General features: G+C 51.2%; 15 protein-coding genes. 13 read left to right on the plus strand and 2 right to left on the minus strand.

Going from position 1 to position 14,487, the window contains the following annotated elements:
• Positions 1 to 58: 58 nt before the first annotated feature.
• Positions 59 to 1,411, plus strand: a complete 1,353-nt coding sequence (locus D568_RS0104540; protein ID WP_020208393.1) for an AmpG family muropeptide MFS transporter — start codon at positions 59 to 61, stop codon at positions 1,409 to 1,411.
• Positions 1,412 to 1,419: 8 nt separating this feature from the next.
• On the opposite strand, the gene D568_RS0104545 is transcribed toward D568_RS0104540, so the two are convergent.
• Positions 1,420 to 1,722 carry an MGMT family protein gene (locus D568_RS0104545; protein WP_020208394.1) on the minus strand — a complete coding sequence of 101 codons (303 nt, stop codon included), beginning with the start codon at positions 1,720 to 1,722 and terminating at the stop codon, positions 1,420 to 1,422.
• Positions 1,723 to 1,754: 32 nt separating this feature from the next.
• Here D568_RS0104545 and D568_RS0104550 point away from each other — a divergent pair, with 32 nt between their 5' ends.
• The 10 genes from D568_RS0104550 (at position 1,755) to D568_RS0104600 (ending at position 10,771) form a co-directional block, all read left to right on the plus strand.
• On the plus strand, positions 1,755 to 2,786 hold the full coding sequence (locus D568_RS0104550) for a DUF481 domain-containing protein (RefSeq protein WP_020208395.1): 1,032 nt from the start codon (positions 1,755 to 1,757) through the stop codon (positions 2,784 to 2,786).
• A 4-nt stretch (positions 2,787 to 2,790) separates the two neighbouring features.
• Entirely contained in the window at positions 2,791 to 3,282 is a 492-nt protein-coding gene (locus tag D568_RS19280) for an FxsA family protein (protein WP_020208396.1), read from the plus strand.
• 234 nt (positions 3,283 to 3,516) lie between these two features.
• Positions 3,517 to 3,807, plus strand: a complete 291-nt coding sequence (groES, locus tag D568_RS0104565; RefSeq protein WP_020208397.1) for a co-chaperone GroES — start codon at positions 3,517 to 3,519, stop codon at positions 3,805 to 3,807.
• 50 nt (positions 3,808 to 3,857) lie between these two features.
• Positions 3,858 to 5,507, plus strand: coding sequence for a chaperonin GroEL (gene groL / locus D568_RS0104570; protein ID WP_020208398.1), 1,650 nt, complete (start codon positions 3,858 to 3,860; stop codon positions 5,505 to 5,507).
• A 183-nt stretch (positions 5,508 to 5,690) separates the two neighbouring features.
• Positions 5,691 to 6,272, plus strand: a complete 582-nt coding sequence (gene sodB / locus D568_RS0104575) for a superoxide dismutase [Fe] (RefSeq protein ID WP_020208399.1) — start codon at positions 5,691 to 5,693, stop codon at positions 6,270 to 6,272.
• 140 nt (positions 6,273 to 6,412) lie between these two features.
• A complete protein-coding gene (locus tag D568_RS19285; protein ID WP_020208400.1) occupies positions 6,413 to 7,225 on the plus strand; it encodes a coiled-coil domain-containing protein in 813 nt (270 codons plus the stop codon).
• Positions 7,226 to 7,301: 76 nt separating this feature from the next.
• The gene (locus D568_RS0104585; protein ID WP_020208401.1) at positions 7,302 to 8,822 is read left to right on the plus strand and encodes a fumarate hydratase; all 1,521 of its coding nucleotides are present in this window, start codon (positions 7,302 to 7,304) and stop codon (positions 8,820 to 8,822) included.
• Between the two features lie 73 nt (positions 8,823 to 8,895).
• Positions 8,896 to 9,231, plus strand: coding sequence for a 4a-hydroxytetrahydrobiopterin dehydratase (locus D568_RS0104590; RefSeq protein ID WP_020208402.1), 336 nt, complete (start codon positions 8,896 to 8,898; stop codon positions 9,229 to 9,231).
• 120 nt (positions 9,232 to 9,351) lie between these two features.
• Complete coding sequence (locus D568_RS0104595; RefSeq protein WP_020208403.1) at positions 9,352 to 10,113, plus strand: sulfotransferase family 2 domain-containing protein; 762 nt, start codon at positions 9,352 to 9,354, stop codon at positions 10,111 to 10,113.
• A 73-nt stretch (positions 10,114 to 10,186) separates the two neighbouring features.
• Positions 10,187 to 10,771, plus strand: coding sequence for a hypothetical protein (locus D568_RS0104600; protein ID WP_040516057.1), 585 nt, complete (start codon positions 10,187 to 10,189; stop codon positions 10,769 to 10,771).
• A gap of 31 nt (positions 10,772 to 10,802) precedes the next feature.
• Here the strand turns inward: D568_RS0104600 and can are convergent, their stop codons facing one another.
• Positions 10,803 to 11,432, minus strand: a complete 630-nt coding sequence (gene can, locus D568_RS0104605; protein ID WP_020208405.1) for a carbonate dehydratase — start codon at positions 11,430 to 11,432, stop codon at positions 10,803 to 10,805.
• Positions 11,433 to 11,531: 99 nt separating this feature from the next.
• Here can and sbcB point away from each other — a divergent pair, with 99 nt between their 5' ends.
• Complete coding sequence (gene sbcB, locus D568_RS0104610; RefSeq protein ID WP_020208406.1) at positions 11,532 to 12,995, plus strand: exodeoxyribonuclease I; 1,464 nt, start codon at positions 11,532 to 11,534, stop codon at positions 12,993 to 12,995.
• Between the two features lie 147 nt (positions 12,996 to 13,142).
• A complete protein-coding gene (locus D568_RS0104615) occupies positions 13,143 to 14,363 on the plus strand; it encodes an argininosuccinate synthase (protein WP_020208407.1) in 1,221 nt (406 codons plus the stop codon).
• Positions 14,364 to 14,487 lie beyond the last annotated feature (124 nt).

Consider the following 14,487-nt stretch of genomic DNA (forward strand, 5'->3'; position numbering starts at 1 on the left):
GCGGGCTTTTCTGCTAACGTTGCGGCTTGATAAAAAACGCAGACGATAACAGGCCACAATGCTGGATAATTCCAACCGCGCCCGCCACCCATGGTTAGCGGCGCTTGATAACTACCGCGATCTGCGACTGCTGTATATCTTCTTGCTGGGCTGCTCGTCCGGTTTTCCTTTCGTTCTTATTGGTTCTAATTTAAGCGGTTGGCTAACCGATAGTGGTATTGCCCGCGCGCAAGTGGGCTTGCTGTATTCCGTGTTTGCGGTTTACGCCATTAACTTTCTTTGGGCCCCGCTGTTAGACCGCATTCAGTTGCCGGGTATTTGTCGTTTGCTGGGGTTGCGCCGCGGTTGGATTTTTACCCTGCAAGCGATCATGTTGCTGGCCACCTTAGCGTTATCGTCTCTCAGTCCGAACAATGATCTGTTTGTGTTGTCTTTACTGGCGCTGCTGATTGCCACCTGCTCGGCAACTCATGACATTGCGATTGACGCTTATCGCATCGAAGTGATCGGCAAAGACGCAGGCAAGGTGCCGGCGGCTTCGGCGGTGAGTATCGTTGGCTGGTGGACCGGCTATTCACTGCCCGGGTATCTCGCGTTTGCCAATGCTGATGCGGTGGGCTGGAGTGGCGTGTATTTGTGGATGGCGGCGATCATTGGCGCACTGATGGTGTTTACTCTATTGGTGCGCGAACCTGTCACTGATCGTCAGGCCCTGCAACAGCAGGCGCAGCTGCGCTATCAGGGCATGCTTGAGGCGGGCAACACCGGTTGGGGCCGAGCTCTGGTGTGGCTGACGGTAACCGTGGTGGAGCCTTTTGCCGAGTTTTTCCGTCGCAATGGGGTAAAGCTGGCGTTAGCCATTTTACTGTTTGTGTTTCTGTTCAAGATTGGTGAGGCCTTTTTAGGGCGAATGTCCATCGTGTTTTACCGCGAAATTGGCTACTCCAACGAGCAAATCGCGCACTACTCCAAGCTGGTGGGGTGGGGGCTTACCATTGTGTTTACCCTGCTGGGCAGCACCATTAACATTCGTTACGGTATTGTGCGCGGTTTGTTTATTGGTGGAATAGCCATGGCCGCCAGTAATCTGATGTTTGCCTGGATTGCCCTGGCAGGCCCCAAAGAGAGTTTATTTTTAGCCGCTATTGTGGTGGATAATTTTTGTGCGGCTTTTTCTACCGTGGCCTTTGTGTCGCTGCTGACCTGGCTTACCGGGCGGGCTTTTTCGGGCGCGCAGTACGCCTTGCTGGCGTCACTGGGCAGTTTGGGGCGGACCACCCTGGCCTCCGGCAGTGGTTTTTTAGTGGATGCGTTACACGGTAATTGGGCGTTGTTTTTTGTCCTCACGGCCGTAATGGTGATACCTGGCTTGGTGTTATTGGTGTTTATTGGCAAAAAGCTGCAGGACTGATGTGTGCTTTACCACTGGTGCTGGCTGAGCTTGATCCGCTCACCGGTAAACTGAACACCCTCATTCAGCAGGCGTTGTTTTTGTTCGCGTCCACCGGCATCGGGTGGTAGTGAAATACATCCGCTGGCATTAACAACCCGGTGCCAGGGCAGTTGAGAGTCTTTGGGTAGCTTGCGCACCAGGCTACCGGCCCAGCGCGCGGCACCTGGGCGACCAGCGAGACGCGCGAGCTGGCCGTAGGTAATCACACAGCCTTCAGGGATTTGGGCGAGTGCAGTGTAGAGCTGTTGTGCAGCGTCAGAAGTTGGCATGGACCGCGTTGATATTAGCCAAATGAGTAATTATGAAGCGATTATTAAAGCACAGTTTCTTGCTTTTATTTTTTTCGGTTTCCATGGCCCAGGCGGGTGTCATTGAGCTGTTTAACGGCGATCGTCTTGAGGGTGATTTTGTACGTTTGGATGGCGATAAGCTGGTTTGGTCTTCGGGCAACTTTGGCGAGGTGAAAATTGCCCGCAGCAAAATCAAAAACATGACCACCACCATGCCCATGAAAATCAGCGGTAGTGACACGCCCTGCCTGATAGACGGCATGAAGCAGGAGTATTTGTTTTACAGTTGTGGCGGCGACCCCGATCAGCGCAGTGCGCCTTTGGCTGCTTTAGAAATCATGCTGCCGTTTGAAAGTCACATTGAAGGCGAGTACACCCTCAAAGGTAAATTCAGTCTGTCGGGCTTTTACGCCGAGGGTAACGATGTGCGCCGCGATATTAAATCCAAGGCCAGTACCGAGTATCGCCGCAGTGAGTTTCGTCATAATGGTTCGCTGGAGTATGCCAGTTACTCATCGGATAATGAGGCGCCAGATGAAATTTGGGCCGCTCGTTATATTGTCGACTGGTTTTTCCGTGAGCGCTGGTTCTGGAATAACGATCTTTCATTTGGCGCAGATGAGTCCCGTGCGGTACAACGCTATTCCCAAATCGGTAGCGGTACCGGTTTTCAGGTGTGGGAAAGCAGCGCTCGCGCGCTGGCTTTTACCGCTGGTTTGAGCTACTTGAACGAACGTTACGAAATTCCCGACGAGCCGGCTGATGACTTTGACGAGGTGAACGAGCGTTTTGCTGGCCGGTTGGGCACTAACTTTCGGTATAAGTTACCTTTGGGGATTGCCTTTTTTCATGAAAACGAGTTGTTCCAGTCGCTGGAAGACAGCAATGACTGGCGCTTGGTAACCAATACCGGGGTGAGCACGCTGATCGCCGGCGAGCTGTATTCTGAGTTAAAAGTGGATTACAACGTCGACAATGAGCCTCAACCGGATAAAACCCGAGAAGACACCCGCGTGATGGTGGGTGTGAGCTACGAGTGGTGATTTAATGCCTGTATTCTTACTGTTGTTTATTGTTATCCCCCTGATCGAAATTGCCCTGTTTATTCAGGTGGGGGATGAGATTGGTGCCCTTGCCACCGTGGGGCTGATTATTCTTACCGCCGCCATCGGGGTGCTGCTGTTGCGCTGGCAGGGTTTGGCCACTTTATTGCGCGCGCGCAGCCGCATGGCCAGTGGTGAGCTGCCCGCGCGGGAAATGATTGAGGGGATTTTACTGGCCATCGCCGGTGCTTTTCTTTTAACTCCCGGCTTCTTTACCGATACCCTGGGCTTTCTTTTACTGATTCCACAGGGTCGCCGCTGGTTGGTGCAGGCTGTTGGCAGTCGCGTAAGCGTTCATGGCGCATCCATGTCTGGCCGGGGGCCTTATGCTAAAGGGCAAGGGGAGCATACCTTTGAGGGGGAGTATCAGCGCACCGACTCATCGACAGATTCCGCTGAACCGACGGACTCCCCTAAAGAGCTGCCTAAAAAATAACCGCTTTTGCGCTCTGTGAGGTGGTTTTTTTAATGAATGATAAAAAAATCAATTTTTTTCGTTCTTAAGTATTGAAAAGGGCGCGTCTAGCCCCACCTTCTCTCCAAGCTGCGCGGACCTTGGCCGCGAGACAGAATTTTTGCTTTGACTTCAGAGTCTTAGCAAAATCCCGGAAATCCGGGTTTTTTAATATTGGTATAAGCATATCAACCTGCTAGTTGGAGATTAGTATCCATGAATATTCGTCCTTTACACGATCGCGTTGTGGTTCGCCGCAAGGAAGAAGAGGAAAAAACCGCCGGTGGTATCGTTCTGCCAGGCTCGGCGAAAGAAAAGCCTAACCAGGGTGAAGTGGTTGCCGTTGGCAATGGCCGCGTGCTGGATAACGGCGAAGTTCGCGCTGTAGATGTAAAAGTGGGTGACGTTGTGGTTTTCGGTAAGTATGCCGGTAGTGACACCATCGAAATCGACGGTGAAGAGCTGGTAATCCTGAGCGAGACCGACATTAAGGCTGTGTTGTCTTAATCCCCCTTGTTTCTTGTGTTGTTGAACGAATTATTGGAAGGAATTGAATTATGTCTGCAAAAGAAGTGAAGTTTGGTGATAGCGCTCGTCAGCGTATGGCCAAAGGTGTCAACATTCTGGCTGATGCCGTAAAAGCAACCTTGGGCCCCAAGGGTCGCAACGTTGTGCTGGAGAAGTCTTTCGGTGCGCCTACCGTAACCAAAGACGGTGTTTCAGTGGCCAAAGAAATTTCTCTGGAAGACAAGTTTGAAAATATGGGCGCGCAGATGGTGAAAGAAGTTGCCTCTAAAGCGTCTGACGATGCCGGTGATGGCACCACCACCGCGACCGTACTGGCACAAGCCATCGTGAACGAAGGTTTGAAATCTGTGGCTGCTGGCATGAACCCAATGGACCTGAAGCGCGGTATCGACAAAGCGGTAACGGCCGCTGTTGCGCACATTCAGTCTATTGCTCAGCCTTGCGATACTCCTAAAGCCATTGCTCAGGTAGGTACTATTTCTGCTAACAGCGATTCTCACGTCGGCGACATCATTGCTGAAGCCATGGGCAAAGTGGGTAAAGAAGGTGTTATTACCGTAGAAGAGGGCACCAGCCTTGAGAACGAGCTGGACGTGGTTGAAGGTATGCAGTTTGACCGCGGTTACCTGTCGCCTTACTTCATCACCAACCAAGACAACATGATGGTTGAGCAGGACGACCCCTTCATCCTGCTGGTAGACAAGAAAATCTCGAACATCCGCGAGTTGCTGCCAACTCTGGAAGCCGTAGCAAAAGCCGGTAAGCCTTTGGTAATCGTAGCCGAAGACGTGGAAGGCGAAGCTCTGGCCACTCTGGTGGTAAACAACATGCGCGGCATCGTGAAAGTATCTGCGTGTAAAGCGCCTGGCTTCGGCGATCGCCGTAAAGCCATGCTGCAAGACATCGCTGTGCTGACCGGTGGCACCGTAATCAGTGAAGAAGTGGGTCTGGATCTGGAAAACATTACTCTGGAGCACCTGGGTACTGCCAAGCGCGTTACCATGAGCAAAGAGAACACCACCATCGTTGACGGTGCTGGTGATGCTGGAGAGATTGAGTCTCGCGTAGCGCAAATTCGCACCCAAATCGAAGAAACTTCTTCCGATTACGATCGCGAAAAACTGCAAGAGCGTGTGGCCAAGCTGGCTGGCGGTGTTGCGGTAATTAAAGTTGGTGCCGCTACCGAAATCGAAATGAAAGAGAAAAAAGCCCGCGTTGAAGATGCTCTGCACGCGACCCGTGCTGCGGTTGAAGAGGGTGTAGTACCTGGTGGTGGTACCGCTTTGCTGCGCGCTGTTGCGGCCATCTTGGATCTGAAAGGTGACAACGAAGAGCAAGACGCCGGTATCGCTATCGCTCGTCGCGCTATGGAAGCGCCACTGCGTCAAATCGTTACCAACGCGGGTGAAGAAGCGTCTGTTGTGGCAGAAGCGGTTCGCAAGGGCGAAGGTAACTACGGCTTTAATGCCGCTACCGGCGAATACGGCGATATGCTGGAGATGGGTATCCTGGATCCGGCTAAAGTGACCCGTACCGCTCTGCAGGCCGCCGGTTCGGTTGCCGGTCTGATGATCACCACCGAAGCCATGGTGGCCGATAAGCCTGAAGAGAGTGGCTCGGCACCGGCTCCTGACATGGGCGGCATGGGTGGTATGGGTGGTATGGGCGGCATGATGTAAGCCCACCCCCGCTGACAAAGGCATCTGCGTTGCAGGTGCCTTTGTTTTATATTGCGGCTATACTACTGGCCCCGATATTGCTCCATTCTAAAAAAGGTATCAGCAGTTGGCCTGCTGATGACAAACCTTACAATACCGGCCTGCGTCGGTGTACGTTTTTCACCGTGATCTAAGGAGATTGTTATGGCTTTTGAATTACCTGAACTGCCCTATGCGAAAGACGCTTTGGCGCCGCATATTTCTGAAGAAACCCTGGAATTTCACTACGGTAAGCACCACAAAACCTACGTTGATAAGCTCAACGCCGCTGTTCCTGGTACCGAGTTTGAAGGCAAAAGCCTGGAAGAGGTGATCAAGTCTTCATCTGGTGGTGTGTTTAACAACGCTGCGCAGGTTTGGAATCACACTTTCTATTGGAATTGCTTAAGCCCTAACGGTGGTGGTGCGGCCACAGGTGATGTCGCTGCAGCAATTGACAGCGCATTTGGTTCGTTTGACAAGTTTAAAGAAGAGTTCACTAACTCGGCCATTGGTAACTTCGGTTCCGGCTGGACTTGGCTGGTGAAAAAAGCCGATGGTTCTGTGGCGATTGTAAACACTTCTAACGCCGAAACTCCGTTGACTGATGAGTCTGTGACTCCGTTGTTGACCGTGGATGTATGGGAGCACGCCTATTACATTGACTATCGCAATGCTCGTCCTAAGTACATGGACGCTTTCTGGGCGTTGGTGAACTGGGATTTTGTGAACCAAAATTTTGCATAATCTCTGCTAGTCTTCGCAAAAACGCCGGGCACAGCCCGGCGTTTTTGTATCCGGCTGGGGGTGCAAGTACCCGGCTTCTTTTTTAACGGCAGACCTGTTATAACTCCTACCGTTAAAAAATAGGCTGTAATAGGTAATTTATGGAACGTAAAGAACCCACGCTGTCGGGCATTGTGCCTGAGCGGGATGACGATTCGTTGGACAAGGTGGCGCCTCAGGCTGAGCGCCCGCAGGCATCTTCTAAAAGTGGCGCGTCACGTCGTCGCACGCCACCGCCACCTCCCCCCGCCTCCAACGGAGGTGCCAGCTTTTTAGCGATATTCGCCCTGGTGCTGGCCATCGGTTCTCTGGGGTATGGCGGTTACCTGACGTGGAAGTTTACTGAAGCGCAAAAAGAACTGGTGGCTGCGCAAAATCGTGTTACAAATCTTGAGGCGCGTTTGGATCTTAACTCCAATGAGTCAAGCGAAACGGTAGATGAGATCCGCGATAAGCTCGACTGGGCCGATTCGGAAATTCGCAAGCTATGGGGCGTTTCTCACGATACCAACCGGAAGAAAATTACCGCTAATGGGGATGCCATAGCTGCTCTTAAAAAGCAGTTGGCGGCGACAGAAAAAGACGCTGCTACAGCGCGAGCTAGCGCTAATAACATCAAGGCTGAATTGGAAAAGCGTATGGCGGCTATGGACAAGCAGCTCGCAGCTTCATCGGCGGAATTGCAAAAATCACAAAGGGTGCTGCAGGATTTGGCTGCCAATGGTGAGCGTTTGCAGAGTTTAAGCATGGATGTGCAGCGCGTTTCGCAGCAGTTGCCAGGATTAAAAGACTTAGCCGCACGAGTTAAAGCCAACGAAGAGGCTATTGCGGCCATCGACGCTTATCGCCGTAGCATCAATCGTGATATTTTACAGCTGAAACAGAGTATGGGTGGCACGACTGCCAGCCCGTAACGGCTGATGTGTCAGGCATTAATGGCTCACATGGTGTAAAATTCGCCGCAAAATCCAAAGACTCAGAGATTTTGCTATGACCACCGTGATTAAAGAAGCCGATTTTATCGAGAGCGTCGCAGACGCTCTTCAGTTTATCTCTTACTATCATCCCGTCGATTTTATTCAGGCCGTTAATCAGGCCTATGAGCGTGAAGCCAATCCTGCCGCCAAAGACGCTATGGCACAGATTCTGATCAATTCGCGCATGTGTGCTATGGGGCACCGTCCTATCTGTCAGGACACCGGTATTGTGACGGTCTTTGTAACGGTAGGTATGGACGTGCAGTGGGATACCACCATGGCGCTGACCGATATGGTTAACGAGGGCGTACGCCGGGCTTATAACAACCCTGACAATGTGTTGCGTGCCTCGATTTTAGAAGACCCGGACGGCGCCAGAAAGAACACCGGCGACAATACCCCCGCCGTTATTCATTACAACATCGTGCCGGGTAATGAGGTGGATGTACATGTGGCGGCGAAAGGTGGCGGTAGCGAAGCTAAAACTAAGTTCGCCATGCTAAATCCTTCAGACTCGGTGGTTGACTGGGTGTTGGATATGGTGCCCAAAATGGGGGCGGGATGGTGCCCACCAGGTATGTTGGGGATTGGCATTGGCGGCACTGCCGAAAAGGCGATGCTGCTGGCCAAGGAAGCCTTATTAGACCCAGTTGACATCCAGGAGCTGCAAGCTAAAGGTGCCGATAATCGCAGTGAAGAATTGCGCTTGGAGCTCTATGAGAAGGTAAACAAGCTGGGCATCGGCGCTCAGGGGCTGGGCGGCTTGACGACCGTGCTGGATGTCAAAGTGAAGGACTATCCTACTCATGCGGCGAATAAAGCGGTGGCTATCATTCCCAACTGCGCCGCCACTCGCCACGCCCACTTTACTTTGAAGGGTGATGGGCCTGCCTTGCTGACTCCGCCTTCATTAGATGATTGGCCGGAAATAAGCTGGGAGGTGTCAGATACTGTACGTCGAGTAAATCTCGATGAGGTTACCGCTGAAGACGTAAAAACCTGGCAGCCCGGCGATACTATTCTGCTGTCCGGTAAAATGCTGACTGGTCGGGATGCCGCGCATAAGAAAATGGTGGATATGCTGGCTAAGGGCGAATCGTTACCGGTGGATTTAACCGGTCGTTTTATCTACTACGTGGGCCCGGTCGATCCAGTGCGTGATGAAGTGGTGGGCCCCGCCGGGCCAACGACGGCGACACGTATGGATAAATTTACCCGAACGATGTTAGAGCAAACTGGTCTGTTAGGCATGATCGGTAAAGCCGAGCGTGGCCCGGCGGCTATTGAAGCGATTCGCGATAACGAATCTGTTTATCTGATGGCTGTAGGTGGTGCGGCCTATTTAGTGGCTCAAGCGATTAAGTCGGCTAAAGTGCTTGGTTTTCCAGAACTTGGCATGGAGGCTATTTATGAGTTTGACGTCCAGGATATGCCTGTGACCGTAGCGGTAGACAGTAAGGGCGAGTCCGTGCATCAGACCGGTCCGCAAGTTTGGCGCGCAAAAATTGAAGAGGGCGTAGTGACTGTAAGCTAAGCCTTGAATCCAGCTGGTACACACTTTTTTGCACCTGAAGGTGTACCAGCCGTTGAGTGACGGAGGAACTTCTATGTCAGAACTTTACGAGCAACAATGCGAAGCGTGTCGCGCTGATGCCCCCAAGCTGAATGACAAAGAAATAGCCGATTTGTTGAAGGCTCTTCCTGACTGGTCTGTCGTTGAATATCAGGATGTGCCAGTTCTCACACGTCAGTTTACGTTCAGTGACTTTGCCAAGGCCTTGGCTTTTACCAACAAGGTGGGAGACTTGGCCGAGGCGCATCAACACCACCCGGCGATCACCACCGAATGGGGAAAAGTCAAAGTGCAGTGGTGGACTCACAAAATTAAAGGCCTGCATCGCAACGATTTTGTGATGGCGGCTAAGACAAATAGGTGTTTGTAACGTTTTATTACAACGCTTGTGCTCGATGACGATACACTTTGTCATTTTTAGGTTTGCATTGATGTGGTATTTCGCTGGCGTGAATGAACCTTGTGTTTGCAGGTGTACGAAAGGCTATAGATGAGAAAAGTAATTTTTCACTATCATTTGTTCAAAAATGCAGGCACCTCGTTGGATTCTATCTTTCGCCCCTTATTTCCTGGTGATTCGTTTCAGGAGCGTGAATTTCCGAGCGATCTCAAAGGTAATCGAGCCGCTGTGAGGTCGTGGGTTGCTGAGCAGAAAGATTGCGTTTATTTTTCTTCTCATACCGCCTATATGCCGCCGCCAAGGTTTATTTTGAAAAAAGTGCTGCCCATAATTTTTGTGCGACACCCTCTGGACAGAGTTGCTTCTGTTTACGAATTTGAACGTCGTCGTGAGGGCGATGATTTTGGTTCAAGCTTGGCAAAACAATGCAGTTTTTCCGGTTATTTGGCTGCACGGCTGGATATTGCCTTAGATCGGCAGTGTAGAAACTTTCACGCGCAGAAGCTGGCCTTTATGTACGGTGAAAAGCACGGCCCAGATCTTGAGCGAGCCACCAAAGCTATTCACGCATTACCTTTTGTTGGGGTGGTGGACAGGTTCTCAGAATCGTTGGCGGTGCTTCAGGCCTGGTTGAAACGCGAATCTGTGCTTGATGCTGACATAGAGCTTGAGGAAACATGGCAAAATGCCACAGCAGGTCGCAAGAATAATTTGAAACAGCGATTGGCTTCGATAGAAGGTGAGTTGGCCACGCCTGTTTTTAGTAGGCTTTTAGACGCAAATCAGGATGATCTGCAAGTCTATCAGCTGGCAAATGAAAAATTAGACAAAGCGCTGTTAAAGTGCTCTTAACGTGGTGGTTTAATCTGTGATTTGGAATAACAAAGTTTTATTTATTCATACGCCGAAAACGGCTGGTATGAGTATGACGAAAATGCTTGTTCAGTCATTGGAAGGACAAGTTTTTGTAACTGGACCGTATGAGCAAAAGCGGGAAGGCCGAGTCGCTTATTTGCCCGGGCGTCGGCATGAGACATTGGTTGACGCTCAGTCATTTTTTACTTATCGGAATATGGACCTGTACGGTTTTGAGCGTATTTTTGCGGTGATGCGTAATCCCTATGATCTGGAGCTGTCTCGTTACGCTTATCTGCGCAAAGATTTACCTCAGGATAGAGGGCCGGCCCAAAAGATTGCCCTCGAGCATGATTACAAAGAGTATTTGAAGCGGGCGCCTTTTTTTGGCATGAATCCCCCTCGCTTGAATTTGTATTTCTCGTTAAACGGTACCTTGCCTGATAATTTGACGGTACTGAAGTTCGAAAACTTGAATGCAGATATCGAAACTTATATGAGCCCGTATTTAAGTGAGGGGTATAAGCTTCCTTTTGAGAATGTCAGTAAGCATAAAAAGTATCAGGATGTTTATGATGCTGAGACCGAGCAGCTGGTCTTTGATCGTAATCGCTGGTTTTTTGAAAAAGGCTTTTACGCTCGTGAGTCTTTCTGAGGTAGGGGGCGCTTTCGCGCCCTTTACTCGGTTAAATCAAGCGGTATCTTTCGCTCAGGTCTTCAGGGCCGGTAATTGAATTCATCAAGTTGCGAATAATGCCGTCCTTAATGCTGTAGCACCAGCCGTGCAGGGTAAGCTCCTGGCCTCGTGCCCAGGCGTTTTGCACAATGTTGGTGTGAGAGACATTGGCCACCTGCTGCATCACGTTCAGCTCAACCAAGCGTTCCAGGCGCTTCTCTTCATCGCCGATAGCTTCCAGCTCATCCTGGTGGGTGTAGTAAACGTCGCGAATATTGCGAATCCAGTAGTCGACAAGACCTACCTGTTGGTTCTGCATTGACGCTTTAACACCACCGCAGCCGTAGTGGCCAGTCACCATAATGTGCTTTACCTTCAGGACTTCAACGGCAAACTGCATAACGGAGAGGCAGTTAAGGTCGGTGTGAACGACCAAGTTGGCGACGTTGCGATGAACGAATACGTCGCCTGGCATTAAATCGACAATTTGGTTGGCTGGTACGCGACTGTCAGAGCAGCCAATCCATAAGTATTCAGGGGTTTGTTGTTCGGACAGTTTGGCAAAAAACTCAGGGTCTTCAGATTTAATACGTTCCGCCCATTCGGCGTTTTGTTTGAATAGGTGATCTAGATTCGACATGAATTTCTCCCGGCTGTTTTCGTCGCGCAATTATATTTCAATGCGGCGTGGTGATACAGTGGCGGAAAACCTGAATTCCCCCCAAAGGAGATAAATAACATGGCCGCTGGCTCTTTCAGCTTTTATTGGCATGACTACGAAACCTGGGGCGAGGTGCCGGCCATTGATCGTCCCTCTCAGTTTGCCGGTGTGCGCACCGACGCCGAGCTGAATGTTATTGGTGAACCTTTAATGATTTACTGCCGGCCTCCGCAGGACCTGCTGCCCAAGCCTGCCGCGTGCCTCGTCACGGGATTAAGCCCGCAAAGGGTGCAAGAACACGGGCTGTGCGAGGCAGAGTTTATGGGGAAAATAGTCGCTGAACTGGGGGCCCCCGGCACTTGTGGCGTGGGTTATAACTCTATTCGCTTTGACGATGAAGTAACTCGCTACAACTTGTATCGCAACTTCTATGATCCCTATGAGCGTGAGTGGAAAACGGGTAACTCACGCTGGGACTTGATTGATGTGATGCGGATGGCCCGCGCTTTGCGCCCGGAAGGTATCCAGTGGCCCGATTACGAAGATGGTACTCCCTGTTTTAAGCTCGAAGCACTGACCGCCGCCAATAATCTTGAGCATGGTGCTGCGCATGATGCGTTAAGTGATGTTTACGCCACCATCGCGCTTGCTCGGCGGTTAAAATCTGCGCAGCCGAAGTTGTTTGATTATGCGTTAAAGTTGCGTAACAAACGGTTTGTCGCAGGGCAGTTGGATGTGGATGGTTTAAAGCCCGTGCTGCACATTTCCTCTCGCTTTCCAGCAGCCCAGGGCAATGCGGCTTTGGTGGTGCCCCTGGCCTGGCATCCGCAAAATAAAAACAGTGTGATCGCCTATAATTTGAGCGCTGACCCTGAGGTGTTATTGACCCTTGAGCCTGAGAAGCTGGCTGAGCGTCTCTTTGTGGCCAGCAACGATCTGCCGGAGGGGGTAGAGCGCCTGGCATTGAAAGAGATCCATCTTAATAAAAGCCCAATGTTGTTGCCTTTGACCGCGCTCGATGATGCCGCCGCCTCCCGTTTGCGCATTGATCGCGACGCCTGTGAAAGGCATTGGCAGCGCTTTTATCAGTTGTCGGTTACAGAACTTGAGGCCCTGCGAAATAAACTTGGCCAATTGTATCAACTCAGTCAGTTTGAGCCTCGTACAGATCCTGAGCAGATGCTGTACGAAGGTTTTTTTTCAGATCACGACAGAGCTTTGATGCGCAAGGTTCGCCAGTCACCTCCGAAGGCTTTAGCCGAACCATTCGATTTTCAGGATGGCCGCCTGCCTGAGTTGCTGTTTCGTTATCGGGCGCGAAATTTCCCGCAAACGTTAACCGCCGATGAGCAGGAGCGCTGGCGCCGGTTTTGTTACCGCCGGTTAACCGACTCGACGGCGGGCGCATCTTTAATCAAGACCGATTTCGATGCACTGCTTGCCCAGCTGCGGCAAAGCGGCGAGCTGACGCAAGCCCAAGAGCTGTTGCTCGATGAATTGCAGGGTTTTGCAGAGCAGTTGCTGTCGAAGGCGGGGGCTTGATCTTATCCACAGGGTAAGCTCTGAAGGTTTATCTGTGTAATCCGGTAACATTTGGTGTGGGAATTGACTGCGATTGCGGGTACAATTTCGCCGCACCTTTTCTGGTGCTCTACAATGGGTGAAAATCGAGTCAATTAGGAGCAGAGTATGTCGTCCATCAATAAAGTTGTGCTGGCTTATTCCGGCGGTCTGGACACTTCGGTGATCGTTAAATGGCTGCAGGAAACCTACAACTGCGAAGTGGTGACATTCACTGCCGATATTGGTCAAGGCGAAGAAGTGGAGCCCGCGCGAGCCAAAGCTGAGGCTTTGGGCGTCAAAGAGATCTATATTGATGACCTGCGCGAAGAGTTTGTACGCGATTTCGTTTTCCCCATGTTTCGCGCGAATACTATTTACGAGGGTGAGTACCTTCTGGGTACCTCTATTGCCCGCCCTTTGATCGCCAAGCGGTTGATTGAAATTGCCAATGAAACTGGTGCCGACGCTATTGCACATGGGGCAACCGGTAAGGGTAACGACCAAGTGCGATTTGAATTGGGTGCCTATGCGCTTAAACCCGGTATTCAGGTCATTGCGCCGTGGCGTGAATGGGAATTAACCTCTCGTGAAACCTTAATGGCCTACTGCGAACAACACAATATTCCGGTGGACTTCTCTTCCAAGAAGAAAAAATCGCCTTATTCCATGGACGCCAATTTGCTGCATATCTCCTACGAAGGTGGTGTGCTGGAAGACCCCTGGACCGAAGCCGAAGAAGATATGTGGCGCTGGAGCGTTTCCCCTGAGGCGGCGCCGGATACCCCAACCTACATCGACTTGACGTTCGAGAAGGGCGATATTGTTGCCATCGACGGTGAGCGCATGAGCCCCGCCACTGTACTGGAAAAGCTCAACAAGCTGGGCGGCGATAACGGTATTGGGCGTTTGGATATTGTAGAAAACCGCTATGTGGGCATGAAATCCCGCGGCTGTTATGAAACGCCTGGGGGTACCATCATTCTGAAGGCACACCGCGCCATAGAATCTATTACCTTGGACCGTGAAGTGGCTCACCTGAAAGACAGTTTGATGCCTAAGTACGCCGAGGTGATTTACAACGGTTACTGGTGGAGCCCTGAGCGTAAAATGCTGCAAACCGCTATTGATGAAACTCAAGAGCCGGTGAACGGTGATGTACGAGTGAAATTGTACAAAGGTGCCGTGCATGTGGTGGGCCGTCGCTCTGCAGACAGTCTTTTTGACGAAAAAGTCGCAACTTTTGAAGACGATGCCGGTGCTTATGATCAAAAAGACGCCGAAGGATTTATCAAGCTGAACGCTTTACGTATGCGTATTGCTGCCAGTAAAGGCCGTAATTTACTGTAGCAATCTTAAGGTCGAGGCGAAATCACCTCGACCATTTGCCAGTAGATACCTCGCCGGTATGCGGCTCCGGCTTTTGTACTATATTTGATGAAAATCAAATACTGCTTGGCTCGGGTGGCACAGA

Source organism: Gilvimarinus chinensis DSM 19667 (assembly GCF_000377745.1).
In the GTDB taxonomy this organism is placed as follows: domain Bacteria; phylum Pseudomonadota; class Gammaproteobacteria; order Pseudomonadales; family Cellvibrionaceae; genus Gilvimarinus; species Gilvimarinus chinensis.

Bases quoted from the DNA above. Each gene is read 5' to 3' on its own strand.
- D568_RS0104540 (WP_020208393.1), top strand. From the start codon at position 59: ATGCTGGATAATTCCAACCGCGCCCGCCACCCATGGTTAGCGGCGCTT.
- D568_RS0104545 (WP_020208394.1), bottom strand. From the start codon at position 1,722: ATGCCAACTTCTGACGCTGCACAACAGCTCTACACTGCACTCGCCCAA.
- D568_RS0104550 (WP_020208395.1), top strand. From the start codon at position 1,755: ATGAAGCGATTATTAAAGCACAGTTTCTTGCTTTTATTTTTTTCGGTT.
- D568_RS19280 (WP_020208396.1), top strand. From the start codon at position 2,791: ATGCCTGTATTCTTACTGTTGTTTATTGTTATCCCCCTGATCGAAATT.
- groES (WP_020208397.1), top strand. From the start codon at position 3,517: ATGAATATTCGTCCTTTACACGATCGCGTTGTGGTTCGCCGCAAGGAA.
- groL (WP_020208398.1), top strand. From the start codon at position 3,858: ATGTCTGCAAAAGAAGTGAAGTTTGGTGATAGCGCTCGTCAGCGTATG.
- sodB (WP_020208399.1), top strand. From the start codon at position 5,691: ATGGCTTTTGAATTACCTGAACTGCCCTATGCGAAAGACGCTTTGGCG.
- D568_RS19285 (WP_020208400.1), top strand. From the start codon at position 6,413: ATGGAACGTAAAGAACCCACGCTGTCGGGCATTGTGCCTGAGCGGGAT.
- D568_RS0104585 (WP_020208401.1), top strand. From the start codon at position 7,302: ATGACCACCGTGATTAAAGAAGCCGATTTTATCGAGAGCGTCGCAGAC.
- D568_RS0104590 (WP_020208402.1), top strand. From the start codon at position 8,896: ATGTCAGAACTTTACGAGCAACAATGCGAAGCGTGTCGCGCTGATGCC.
- D568_RS0104595 (WP_020208403.1), top strand. From the start codon at position 9,352: ATGAGAAAAGTAATTTTTCACTATCATTTGTTCAAAAATGCAGGCACC.
- D568_RS0104600 (WP_040516057.1), top strand. From the start codon at position 10,187: ATGACGAAAATGCTTGTTCAGTCATTGGAAGGACAAGTTTTTGTAACT.
- can (WP_020208405.1), bottom strand. From the start codon at position 11,432: ATGTCGAATCTAGATCACCTATTCAAACAAAACGCCGAATGGGCGGAA.
- sbcB (WP_020208406.1), top strand. From the start codon at position 11,532: ATGGCCGCTGGCTCTTTCAGCTTTTATTGGCATGACTACGAAACCTGG.
- D568_RS0104615 (WP_020208407.1), top strand. From the start codon at position 13,143: ATGTCGTCCATCAATAAAGTTGTGCTGGCTTATTCCGGCGGTCTGGAC.